This window comes from Flavobacterium ovatum (genome assembly GCF_040703125.1).
Lineage (GTDB): Bacteria > Bacteroidota > Bacteroidia > Flavobacteriales > Flavobacteriaceae > Flavobacterium > Flavobacterium ovatum.
Window position 1 is genome coordinate 2,898,132 of the sequence record NZ_CP160035.1, and the last position, 13,254, is coordinate 2,911,385.

Genomic DNA, 13,254 nt, shown 5'->3' on the forward strand with positions numbered 1-13,254 from the left:
AAATAGTTTAAACAAAAAAAATGGAAAATAAAACATTCACCATTTCAGTATATTCAGAAAACAACGTAGGTTTGTTGAATAGAATATCAGGTATATTTTTGAAGAGACACATTAACATATTGAGTTTAAACGTTTCAGAATCAGAGATTGAGAACGTTTCAAGATTCATTATTGTGGTTGACACAACCGAAAAATGGGTACAAAATATTGTTGGTCAAATCGAGAAACAAATCGAAGTGATCAAAGCATTTTATCATGTAGACGATGAAACCATCTTCCTTGAAAACGCCTTGTTCAAAATTGAATCAGGTTTGCTTTTTGACGAAAGACAAATTCAAAACATTATTAAAGAAAGTAATTCCGAAATTGTAACCGTTTCAAGAAAGTTTTTCGTGATTTCAAAATCAGGAAGACGTTCTGAAATTACGGAATTACACGCAAAATTAAAACCTTTTGGAATCATGCAATTCGTCCGTTCAGGTCGAATTTCAGTTTCAAAAGAACCAATGGAAATATCAACATTATTACAAGAATTAAATATAAACAAATATTAAAAAATGGCAAATTACTTCAATTCATTACCACTTAGATTACAGTTAGAACAATTAGGCGTTTGCGAATTCATGGATAAATCTGAATTCACTGACGGAATCACTGCTTTAAAAGGAAAAAAAGTAGTTATTGTAGGTTGTGGAGCGCAAGGTTTAAACCAAGGTTTGAACATGAGAGATTCAGGATTAGACATTTCTTACGCTTTGCGTGCTGAAGCTATCGCTCAAAAAAGAGTTTCTTATACAAATGCAGCTGATAACGGTTTCACAGTTGGAACTTATGAGGAATTAATCCCTACAGCTGACTTAGTGTGTAACTTAACTCCAGACAAGCAACATACTGCTGTGGTAACTGCAATCATGCCTTTGATGAAACAAGGAGCTACATTGGCATATTCTCACGGTTTCAACATTGTTGAAGAAGGAATGCAAATTCGTAAAGACTTAACGGTTATTATGTGTGCACCAAAATGTCCAGGTTCTGAAGTACGTGAAGAGTACAAAAGAGGATTTGGAGTACCTACATTAATCGCCGTACACCCAGAGAATGATCCAAACGGAGAAGGTTTAGCGCAAGCTAAAGCATATGCTGTTGCAACAGGAGGAGATAGAGCAGGAGTATTACGTTCTTCTTTCGTAGCAGAAGTAAAATCAGATTTAATGGGTGAGCAAACAATCCTTTGTGGTTTGTTGCAAACTGGTTCTATCTTATGTTTTGACAAAATGGTAGCGGAAGGCGTTGACGCTGGATATGCTTCAAAATTAATCCAATACGGATGGGAAACTATCACAGAAGGATTGAAATATGGTGGAATCACCAACATGATGGACAGATTGTCTAATCCAGCTAAAATTGCTGCATTCAAAGCGTCTGAAGAATTAAAAGACATCATGCGTCCTTTGTTCCAAAAACATATGGATGATATCATTTCTGGAGAATTCTCTAGCACAATGATGGCTGATTGGAACAATGATGATAAAAACTTATTATCTTGGAGAGCTGCAACAGGAGATACTAACTTCGAAAAAACTCCAGCAGGAGAGGTTGAAATCTCTGAACAAGAATACTACGATAACGGTACGTTAATGGTTGCTATGGTAAAAGCGGGTGTTGAGCTAGCTTTTGAAGCGATGACTGAGTCAGGTATCATCGAAGAGTCTGCTTACTACGAGTCTTTACACGAAACGCCACTTATTGCAAACACAATTGCAAGAAAGAAATTGTTCGAAATGAACCGTGTGATCTCTGATACAGCTGAGTACGGTTGTTATTTGTTTGATCACGCTGCTAAACCATTAATCGCTGAGTACGTTAAAAACGCGCCATCAAACATGGTAGGTCGTCCATTCGGAAATACATCTAACGGTGTTGATAACAAAGAATTGATCGAAGTAAATGCAATCATCAGAAACCACCCAGTTGAAGAAGTTGGAGCTTGGTTGAGAGAGTCAATGACAGCAATGAAAAAAATCGTATAATTTAATATACAATTTTAATAGTTTGAAAGGCTGCGTATTTTTACGCAGCCTTTTTGCGTTTAGATAGGATTTATTTACGGTTATTTTTGGGCGTGCCCCTTCGTAATCCCGAAAGGTCGGGACTGCGGGTCAGGCTATTCGTTGCAATCTTGTGGGGGCATAAATGCTAACCCCCACAAGGATTTTCACTGCTATCCTTCACGCAACTTCAAAACAACGATAAGTATTTGTTTTGAAAATTACTGATAACTATTTTGAATATTTATTTTAAAAAAAGGATTATATTTGGGAAACCAATTTGGTGCGCCAATTATTTAAAAAGTACTACAGCTGGTACAAATAGTTGAATCGCTTTTTACAATAATATAATTAACATTTTAGTCATTTTTAAAACCGTTTTCCATGACAACAAGACGTGAATTTATTACAAAGTCAGCCTGTGCTGCAGGAATACTTCCCCTATCGGGCTTTTCTTTACCAACTCTGTTTGATTTTGATGATAATGATACTCTAGATGTTAGTATATTTTCAAAACACCTTCAATTTTTAGATTATAAAACTACAGGCGAAATCGCTGCCGAAATGGGTTTTTCAGGTGTCGATTTAACTGTTCGTCCTGGTGGCCACGTTCTTCCAGAACGAGCAAAAATTGATTTACCTCTGGCTATCACTGCCATTAAAAATAGTGGTGTTCATTGCAAAATGATTACAACTGCTGTTGAAAGTGTCAATAATCCTTTAGATATAGATGTCTTAGAAAGCGCTTCTGCTGCAAAAGTAAATTTCTACCGCACCAATTGGTACAAATATAAAGAAGGCTTGTCTATGCAAGATTCATTGCTATTCTATCAAGAAGAAATAAGAAAGCTAGGCGAAATAAACAAAAAACTAGGTCTTGTAGGGAGTTATCAAAATGTGGATGGGACAAATGTGGGAACTTCTTTTTGGGAAGTAGAAAAAATTCTCGAGACCGTAGATCACAAGTGTTTTGGTGCTCAATATGATATAAGGCACGCCGTGGTCGAAGGCGGGTATTCCTGGGAGAACGGATTTCGTCTCCTTCATGAAAACATTAAAGTAATTGTTCTAAAGGATTTTAAATGGGGTAAGGTAAATGGAAAATGGGAAGCTATTAATGTCCCTATTGGCCAAGGAATGGTCGATTTTAATGCTTATTTTAAACTATTAAAAAAACACAAACTTAAACCACCAGTTTCCTTACATATTGAATATGATTTGGGAGGAGCTGAACAAGGAAAAAAAATCATTATAGTTGATAAAAAAGTAGTTTTTGATGCAATTAAAAAAGATTTAGTAAGCATTCAAAAATTATGGAAAGAAGCATAACCACTATAATTAACAAAAAACAAAAATAATGAAACAAATTGTATCGATATTTATCTTAATAACTAGTTTTTGTGCTCAGGTTGTATTTTCTCAAAGTATTCCTTCCGAAAGCATAATTGCAACAAACAAACTTGCTACTTACTTAAAGCCAGAGGTACAGCAAGAATTAGGCGGACTTAACGCAATTACGCCAGCCAAACTAGCGGACTACTTTCGAACTAAATTTTCGGAACGTTATTTTTATGATTGGAAAAATAATGACAGTCGCTTCCAACAATATAAAAATACTTATCCCAACGCTAAAGCTAATCATACTGAGAGGGCTTTAGATCATATGACAAAGTTTCCTGCAATTGCCCAATGGAAACTACCTTATAATTACCAAAATGGAGAACCAGTAGATTCGTATGCGATGCGCCATTTGGCACGTCAACATAAAATGGTTGATATAGCCTTTTACTACAACTACCAAGATAAAAATCCTGAGTATTTGAACTATTTTAAAAACCAATTAAAGTCTTTAAATACCGCTTTGGTTGCTAATAAATATGAAATTATTGAAGATGGTAACGGTACGTATGAAGCGTTCCGTTCCGGATATCGTGTGTTAAACTGGTTGGAAATTCATAATATGTTCTTAGGTGAAAAAGCCTATTCAGATGAAGATCAATTAGTAACTATTGCTACTTTATTGCAACATGCTTCTAATTTGTATGAAAGCAATACCGAATTTGTTCCAGGGAATCACCAAACAAGAGGAATGTCGGCTTTGGCCATGTTGTCGATAGTATTCAACGATTTCAAAGATGCAGACAAATGGAATGAACGTGCGATGCATTTATTAGAACAACACCTTACCAAAGAAATAAATACAGATGGTTTTCAATTTGAACGCACTGTACATTACCACATCAGTGATATTGATACGTATTATTATGTCTACCAATTGGCAAAAAATAGTAATATAAAAGTGGATGAGTTTTGGGAAAACAAGTTGAAATCTTTGTTTGTTACTTTAACCAAAATTGCTTTTCCAGATAAATCGGCTCCTGTTTTTTCTGATGATACCAACGAACCTTGGGCTGAGACTAACAATATTTCGGGAGCACTGACTTTGGGATATTTGCTTTTTGAAGATCCACAAATGGGTTATTTTGCGAATAATTTTGTCGAATCGGATATGTTTTGGTACTTGAATGATACACAATTGAAAATGTTGGGGAATATTAAGAGCAAAACACCCGAATTCAAGTCGGTTCATTTTCCTGTAACAGGATTTTATTTCATGCGTCAAGGTTGGGAAAAGAACGATATGATGATGGCAATTTCAAACGGTTTGGATCCAGAAAAACCAGATCATCAGCATGGAGACATGTTGGGCATTCAAGCTATGGCAAACGGTCAAGTAATTTTACCTAATTACCAAGTACGCTATTCGTTGAAAGATTTTGAATTTTTCAAAAATTCGATGGTCAAAAATGTAGCCTTAGTTGACAACGAACAACAAGGAAAAGGATACGGAGGCAATCAAGGTGGTAGTGGTTTTGGAAAGTTTAAAAAATTTCCACAACCCAAAAACATCGCATGGAATACGAACGAAGATATAGATGTTTACATAGGAAGTCATAATGGATTTGAAAACATTGGAGTCAATTATTCGAGACAAGTAATTTATTTAAAAGGGGATCTGTGGATTGTAAAAGACAATTTTAAAGCTAATTCGCCACATACTTACAAACAAGTTTGGCAAGGTCATTATAGTATGGAGAGAGCGCCAAATTTATTGCGTTCTAGTTTTAATGATGGTTCAGGAAGTGATATTTATCAATTGGTTTCGACTGATTCTGTTGCAACAGAGGGTAAAAACGGAAAAGAATGGTCTGTGGTTTCCAAAAAAAACAAATCAAATTACAGTTTTATAACAGCCATTGTTCCTTTTAAAAAGTTTGACGATCGAATAGATGAAGATAAAAAGAACCCATCATTAAAAGGATGGGAGGTTAATAAATCAAAATGGACTATTGAAGGATCTGATCCTATTTCGTTAACAAAAGAGAATAGTTCAGTGTTTTTTGCTGTTAAAAAAGTAGTTTTAAATTCTGTTCAACTATTATTTTCTGATGAAGCAGATATTTTTATTAAACAAGAAAAGAATAAAATAACAATTGAATCTTTGAGTGAAACAGATTTGAAAATGACTTTAATCAACCAGAAACAAAAGAAAACAGTTTTACTTAAACCCGGAGAATTAATGGCATTTGAAGTAAAGTAAAATGTAGATGCTATTTCAGCAACTTTTGAGCAAAAGCAGTTCCTAGATTTTTTTGACCTAATGCATCGTAATGCACTTTATCTGATCGTTTAGGGAAATCTTTATAATCACTATTCATTGAGGTTAGTATTATTTCTGTGTCCGAAACATTTTTGGCAACATTTACCATTGCAGTGCGAACAATTTCGACACCTTCAATGTATTGACGGGGAGGACAATTGATTTGACCGATTATAAACGGCATTTTTGGTAATTTAAATTCAGAACGATAGGATTCAATTAATCGCTTCAAATTTGCTTCATAGGCTACGGCCGTAAAATCTTTGCGAGTGTCTGTTTCTCCTTGCATCCACGCCATTCCTATAATGACATACTTTTTGTTTTCAGATCGTAGTGCATCCAAACATTTGTGAATGCTAGTACTATGCTTTTTATAGAGTTGCATTTGTTTGCGCTTTTCATCTAGTTCTGCTGCATTCGCTTTTTCAGCAGTCCAATCTGGATTCCATGCACCATACAAGGTCGTGCCACCAACAGCTTCCTTAATGAGTAAATACTGTTTGTAAGGATTTTTTTCAGCTAATGTGAGACCGATGAACAATTCTGGACCAAATTCAGTAGCTATTTTGTCAGCTTTAAAATAGGAAAGAGGTTGTGCATCTCTGCCATCAATAACTACCGAAACACGGTTTTTGACTGCTTCAATTCTTTGAATATCTTCTGGCTTTACATCAGCCATGATGCCATGACCCGCCATATTTGATTGACCTCCCAGTAAAACAATTTGTAAAATTGCATTCTTGGATATTGCTTTTTGACCCTTTACTTCATTCGAAATAAAGGTCAAAAACAGCAATACTATAATTTTAAATTCATTATTAATTTTCATCACTTATTATTTAACTTCCAGGAAATAAACTTGATTAATGTTCATTTTGAAAGTAGGAGCTAATTTTTCGCCAGTAAGATAGTTCACTACTGAGGTAGGTGTTTTTCCGTTTGGAAGAGTTATCGAAATAGCAGCTTCATTTTTGCCATAATTAGCAATATTCAAGAACGAATTTCCATTTGTATCTGAAAGAACTCTCCAATCACATCCTTTTTGTTCTAATCCATTGCTTTCTTCCACATTCAAAGCAGGCAATTTGTTTTTTTCTTTTAGAATCGAAAAAGCTTTATTTTTCATTTCGTTTACTGATGCTACAACTATCACTTTTCCTTTAGAGTCTTTCAAACTAGCTTGTAATGGTCTTCCGTATTCATCAGTTTTTAAACTTTCTTTGTCCATGATAACGACACCACCAGTATCAATATACGATTGTAGTGCTTTAATATCAGATTCGAAAGCAAAAGGAGTTTTAGAAATTAAAATTGTTTCCCAAGTTTTGTTGTCGTTATTTTCGATAATTCCTTTTGTGGCAAATCCAATAGGAGTACCTTCAAAAAACACCTTTTGATACGCTTTGAAAACATCATCCATATGGGTTGGTTTGTTGATAGACGAAGCCTTCGTATAAAAAATACGAATTGGTTTCTCTTGACGTTGCAATTCCATGATTTTATCCGAAATCGAATTTAAATCCAAAATGGTGGCATGAACTTCGTTTACCACACGTGGTTGGTGGTTGTTTGAGGCTGCGTAACCGTTGCTGTCTTCGCTTTTTCTGCTAGAGCCATCTTCTCTTCTGGCCCAATACCAGGTTTGAATAGCGGTTAATCCATGCACATAAGCTTGCCAATAATTGCAACGAACGTATTCTTTGGTTTGGTATAAATCTCTGTATTTACCTGTAGAAAGAAAATGTCCTTCAGTGTTGTACATGATTTTGTCTGGACTTATTGATTTATAGAAATCATAGGACATACACATTTCTACCCAATCATAGTTGAAGTTTTTCTCCCATTCTTTTGGTTTCCCCCACATCCATGGCCCGCCAGTGCTACAATCGTTACCTATAATGTCACTATTACGAGTCAAGGCTTCCATATCAATACCGTGGTCTCTTTTGTTTTCTGTCCATAGGTTAGGCATGATTTTGATATGCGTTTTCGCTTTTGGATCGTATTTTTTTATTTCAGATCCTAGGAACGAAAACCAATCAGTAACTCTGTCCATATTATAACTCTCGAAATCAAACCAAGTTGCGGTTCCTTGTTGTGATTCGATAACATCTTTTGGGACTACCAATGTTTCAAAACTGCTATAATTTGTTTTCCAAAGCTTATTAACTTCATCAATATTTCCATGGCGTTTTTGTAGCCATTTTTTAAAATCGAGAACGGCCAAATTAGAAATAGGAGCATAAGCCCAAGTTTTTTGAATCGTATTCCAATGCGGTTCGTTACATAACATATAGCCCAATTTGGTATATTGTTTGCCAGCCATTAGTGGCACAACAGATGCGATTAAGTCTGATTGAATTTTACGAGCTACAGGATGATTGATATCGTACATTGTATATTTTATTCCAGGACCTTCTTCTATTTCTGGGTATTTCTTTTTTGCCCAAGCAGGGCTAGAGGAGTGGTTAAAGAAGATGAACCCCATACTACCATTCTCTTTGGTCGTTAATTCTTTTATTTTTTGAGGACTAACCTCTCCTTTTTCGTTTATAACATAAGAAGGTGTTAGAAAATAGCCGTCTTGATTTCCGTGAAATTCATTGTACTTTTGACCACTTGGCTTCCAAGTCCAATCGGCTAGAAAAACTGGTTTTCCGTCATAAGTAATGGCATCTTTTTTTATGTCTGTTTTAGACCAATCAACTTTAGGAGTAGGCAAACGCTTAATTTTTCCGCTAGCTATTTGTTTCAATTCCGTTACAGCATCATCCAACATGATAGCCATTTCTTTACGCTCAAATTCGGGTAACAATTTTGCATATTTGTCTGCTTCCTTTTTATAAGCGGTTACCAATGCAAAGCTTTTTTTATTAGCTTCAAAATTAGCGTCGTCCCATTTGGCATAATCCATAAATATTTCAGCAGTTCGCAACGCTGTTTCTTCTTTCAGCGTATTTACTTTTTTTGATTGCGCTTTTTTGATTTCCGTTTTTAAAAGCCCCATTTTTTCTTTAACGTCTTTTTCTGTGGTTTGCGCAGTAAGCGTTCCTAAAAACAGCAAATTGATAAAAGTGATTTTTAAGAATTGTGGGTAAGTGAACTTTGGTTTCATAAATTTGAGTTTCATAGATTCTGACATTTTATTAATTCTGTCAGGAATTTTTTTCGATTATCAAATTAAATATATTGTCAATCAGTAAATGTATTAGTGCGTATATAAAATGTATGTATCAATCCAAATAGTATAAAAATCAATAGTAATAACGCTTAAACGCTTCAATAGCTTCGTATTCGGCTAGTCCTAGTTGGTCGTATTTGTGAGCAGTTGATTTGTTGCGGTCTTCGGCTCTTACCCAAAATTCCCTTTCATCATTACCTGGAAATAAGGCAGAATCTTTTTGGGATTGATGTTTAAAAATCGCTTTTCGTTTTCGTAATAATTCTTCTGGACTCAATGGGACTGCCATATCAATTTCATCAATTGGCCATTCTTGCCATGCGCCTCGATAAAGCCAAACCCAACAATCTTTGATGAAATCTTCATTGTTTAACTGTTCTAAAGCCTGAAAAATAATAGATAAACACACTCGATGCGTTCCATGTGGATCTGATAGATCACCTGCTACATAAATTTGATGAGGCTTTATTTTCTGAATTAATCGGATAGTAATATCAATATCTTCTTGACTGACGGGTTTTTTCTTCACTGTACCAGTTTCATAAAAAGGGAGATTTAAGAAATGCATTTGTTCGTCAGCAATTCCCACATATCGCGCTGCGGCTTTAGCTTCACTTTTTCGAATCAATCCTTTGATTAATTTAATTTCGTCCGAATCAACATCACCTACATTTTTTTCTTTTATCGATTTTTTGACCATTTGATATATTGAAAAATCATTCTCGTTTTTGGTATGCCCCAAATGCCTTTCAATATCCTCGACAAAATCTGCAAACCGAATCACATCATCGTCAAAAACGGCAATATTTCCAGAGGTTTGGTAGGCAACATGTACTTCATGTCCTTGATCCACCAACCGTATAAAAGTTCCACCCATCGATATCACATCGTCATCAGGATGTGGACTGAATAACAGTACTCTTTTTTTGGCGGGTATGGCTCTTTCGGGTCTATTGGAATCATCTACATTGGGTTTTCCACCTGGCCATCCCGTTATAGTATGTTGCAAATGATTAAATACTTTAATATTAGTAGAATGTGCATTTCCTTTTTCGAGTATTAAATCATTCATTCCGTAATCAGAATAGTCACGATCGGTTAATTTCAAAATAGGTTTTTGTGTTTTTTGGCTAAGCCAAATAACGGCACGTTTTGCTAATTGTTCGTTCCAATTGATATTACCTAAAGTCCAAGGTATAGCAATTTGTGTCAATTCAGCACTGGCGGCACTGTCCATTACTAAAACCGTATTGGAATGTGCTTGTAAATAAGTAGCAGGTACTTGATCATTGATAACACCCTCTACAGCACGCTTTATAATGGGAGCTTTTCCTTCTCCCCAAGCCATTAAAATGATTTTTTTAGCTTTTAATATCGTTCCAATTCCCATGGTGATGGCCTTGGTAGGGACATTTTCTTCTTTAAAAAAATCACTTGCGGCATCCAATCTAGTAATATGATCTAAAGTAATCATTCGGGTTTTAGATGTTTGTAATGATCCTGGTTCATTAAACCCAATATGACCTGTTCGACCTATTCCCAAGAGTTGAATATCAATTCCGCCAGCTTGTTCTATTTGTCGTTCATAATTGATACAATATTCCTGTACTTGATCCTTTGGAATGGTTCCGTCTGGAACATGGATGTTTTCGGGTTTAATATCAATTGCGTCAAATAGATGTTCTTTCATGAACCGTACATAACTTTGTACTTCATAAGGTTGCATGGGGAAATATTCATCAAGATTAAAACTAATTACGTTTTTAAAACTCAAACTTTCTTGTTCATGTAATCGAATTAATTCTTGGTAAATCGTGATAGGAGAGGAGCCCGTAGCTAATCCCAAAACACACATTTTACCTTGGGAAGCAAGTGATTTGATAGTGTCTGCTATTTCATTAGCTATTTCCTTAGATGCCTTTTCTGAACTGTTGAAGATTTGAGTATGAATTTTTTCTTTTGTAGTAAAAGAAGATTGTTCCCAGTTTTCACGATTAAAAATTTCCATTTTAAACTTGTTTTGTAGTTTGTTATTTATAAAGTTAGGGAAAAAATTGTACAATTTCATTTTATAATTTAATACTATTTCTGTCTTCATTAAAGATAAAGCGATTTAGGTTTAATACATCTATTCTTTTAAAAAATAGTAATAGACAGTTGTCTAATAATTTAGTTTAATTAGATACACTGTTTTTTAAAGTGCATTAGTAAATCATAAAAAAAAATATTAGTTTTACCAATCTTGATTTTTGAACTATTTTTAAGATGTTTAGAGGTTTTTTTCAAGAATTAAAGGAGGTTTAATATATTTATGCAAAATTTGAAAAGATGAGTTATTACAAAATAGACAATTTAGAACAATATTTTAAGCACTATAATAAATCGGTGCGTGAACCAAGAAAATTTTGGGGAAAAATCGCCGAAGAAAACTTTACTTGGTACCAACAATGGGACAAAGTAGTAGAATTCAATATGGCTGAAGCTGAAATCGAATGGTTTTCAGGGGCTAAGGTGAATATTGTGAAAAATTGTATTGATAGACATTTAAATAAAAGAGGAGATAAAACGGCAATTATTTTTGAGCCAAATAATCCTGACGAAGAAGCGTTACACATAAGCTATAACGAATTGCACCAACGAGTGTGTAAAATGGCGAATGTTTTGCGTGAACAAGGAATCAAAAAAGGAGATAGAGTTTGTATCTATTTGCCAATGATTCCGGAACTAGCGGTTTCAGTTTTGGCTTGTGCGCGTATAGGAGCAATTCACTCTGTGGTTTTTGCTGGATTTTCTGCTTCGGCAGTGGCGAGCAGAATCAATGATAGTGAATGTAAAATGGTAATCACTTCTGACGGTGGATATCGTGGTCCAAAAACCATCGAGTTAAAACCTATTATTGATGAAGCATTAGAAAAATGTCCTTGTGTAGAATCTGTTTTGGTGGTTAAGAGAACCAATACAGCAATAAAGATGAAAGAAGGTAGAGATATCTATTTACAACCTTTATTAGACGAAGCGTCGGATAACAGCGTTGCTGAAATCATGGATGCCGAAGATCCGTTGTTTATTCTTTACACTTCTGGTTCTACAGGAAAACCAAAGGGAATGGTGCATACTACAGCTGGTTATATGGTGTATTCTGCTTATACCTTCAAAAACGTATTTAATTACGAAGAAAATGATATTTTTTGGTGTACTGCCGATATTGGGTGGATTACAGGACACTCTTATATTTTATACGGACCATTATTGAACGGAGCTACGACGGTGATTTTTGAAGGAGTTCCTTCATATCCTGATTTTAGCCGTTTTTGGGAAGTGATCGAAAAACACAAAGTAACACAGTTTTACACTGCTCCAACAGCAATTCGCGCATTGGCCAAAGAAAGTTTGGACTTTGTATTGAAATTCCCTTTTAAATCATTAAAAGTGGTAGGGTCAGTAGGTGAACCTCTAAATGAAGAAGCTTGGCACTGGTACAATGACCATGTGGGTGCTAAGAGATGTCCAGTGGTAGATACTTGGTGGCAAACAGAAACAGGTGGAATTATGATAGCACCAATTGCCTTTGTAACTCCTACTAAACCTACTTATGCAACTTTACCTTTGCCAGGTGTTCAAGCGGTTATTATGGATGATAAACGCAACGAAATTGAAGGTAATCAACAAGAAGGTAGTTTGTGTATTAAGTTCCCATGGCCGGGTATTGCTCGTACCATTTGGGGAGATCACGAACGCTATAAAGAAACTTATTTTTCACAATTTCCTGGTAAATATTTTACAGGTGATGGTGCTTTGAGAGATGAAGTAGGTTATTACCGAATTACAGGTCGCGTGGATGATGTGGTAATTGTTTCTGGACATAATCTAGGTACAGCACCTATTGAAGATGCTATTAACGAACATCCAGCAGTGGCTGAAAGTGCCATTGTAGGTTTTCCTCACGATGTGAAAGGTAAAGCATTGTATGGCTTTGTGATTTTGAAAGAAACTGGTGAACTAAGAAATAAAGAAAATTTATTTTTAGAAATCAATAGCCATATTGCAGATCATATTGGGCCAATAGCCAAATTGGATAAAATTCAATACGTATCAGGTTTACCTAAAACACGTTCTGGTAAAATTATGCGCCGTATTTTGAGAAAAATTGCCGAAGGTGATTATTCTAATTTTGGAGACACGAGTACTTTATTGAATCCAGAAATTGTGGACGAAATTAAAGAAGGTAGAATAGAATAAAGACTGTTTTTTATCTATAAAATTAAAGGCTCAAGATTTACTTCTTGAGCCTTTTTTTAGTTTTGGCCAAGAAGGTTTACAAGTGTAAAATAGATTTGAAATCTGCACTGAATTTAAAACACAAA

The 13,254-nt window shown here is 35.1% G+C and carries 8 protein-coding genes; 5 read left to right on the top strand and 3 right to left on the bottom strand.

Annotated elements, in window-relative coordinates; genetic code table 11:
- The first annotated feature begins 20 nt into the window (after nt 1-20).
- The 4 genes from ilvN (at nt 21) to ABZP37_RS12265 (ending at nt 5,649) form a co-directional block, all read left to right on the top strand.
- Complete coding sequence (gene ilvN, locus ABZP37_RS12250) at nt 21-554, top strand: acetolactate synthase small subunit (RefSeq protein WP_366183383.1); 534 nt, start codon at nt 21-23, stop codon at nt 552-554.
- Between the two features lie 3 nt (nt 555-557).
- Nucleotides 558-2,030: a ketol-acid reductoisomerase gene (gene ilvC / locus ABZP37_RS12255; protein ID WP_366183385.1), complete on the top strand. Its 1,473-nt coding sequence runs from the start codon at nt 558-560 to the stop codon at nt 2,028-2,030.
- A 402-nt stretch (nt 2,031-2,432) separates the two neighbouring features.
- Nucleotides 2,433-3,377: a TIM barrel protein gene (locus tag ABZP37_RS12260; protein WP_366183387.1), complete on the top strand. Its 945-nt coding sequence runs from the start codon at nt 2,433-2,435 to the stop codon at nt 3,375-3,377.
- 28 nt (nt 3,378-3,405) lie between these two features.
- Complete coding sequence (locus tag ABZP37_RS12265; RefSeq protein WP_366183389.1) at nt 3,406-5,649, top strand: heparinase II/III family protein; 2,244 nt, start codon at nt 3,406-3,408, stop codon at nt 5,647-5,649.
- 10 nt (nt 5,650-5,659) lie between these two features.
- Here the strand turns inward: ABZP37_RS12265 and ABZP37_RS12270 are convergent, their stop codons facing one another.
- From ABZP37_RS12270 to nagB, 3 genes are all read right to left on the bottom strand, one after another.
- Nucleotides 5,660-6,538 carry a sialate O-acetylesterase gene (locus ABZP37_RS12270; RefSeq protein WP_366183391.1) on the bottom strand — a complete coding sequence of 293 codons (879 nt, stop codon included), beginning with the start codon at nt 6,536-6,538 and terminating at the stop codon, nt 5,660-5,662.
- Nucleotides 6,539-6,544: 6 nt separating this feature from the next.
- Complete coding sequence (locus ABZP37_RS12275; protein ID WP_366183392.1) at nt 6,545-8,839, bottom strand: beta-galactosidase; 2,295 nt, start codon at nt 8,837-8,839, stop codon at nt 6,545-6,547.
- A 124-nt stretch (nt 8,840-8,963) separates the two neighbouring features.
- A complete protein-coding gene (gene nagB, locus ABZP37_RS12280; RefSeq protein ID WP_366183394.1) occupies nt 8,964-10,898 on the bottom strand; it encodes a glucosamine-6-phosphate deaminase in 1,935 nt (644 codons plus the stop codon).
- Between the two features lie 320 nt (nt 10,899-11,218).
- Between nagB and acs the strand changes: the two genes are divergently transcribed.
- Nucleotides 11,219-13,129 carry an acetate--CoA ligase gene (gene acs / locus ABZP37_RS12285; RefSeq protein ID WP_366183396.1) on the top strand — a complete coding sequence of 637 codons (1,911 nt, stop codon included), beginning with the start codon at nt 11,219-11,221 and terminating at the stop codon, nt 13,127-13,129.
- The last annotated feature ends 125 nt before the right edge of the window (nt 13,130-13,254 follow it).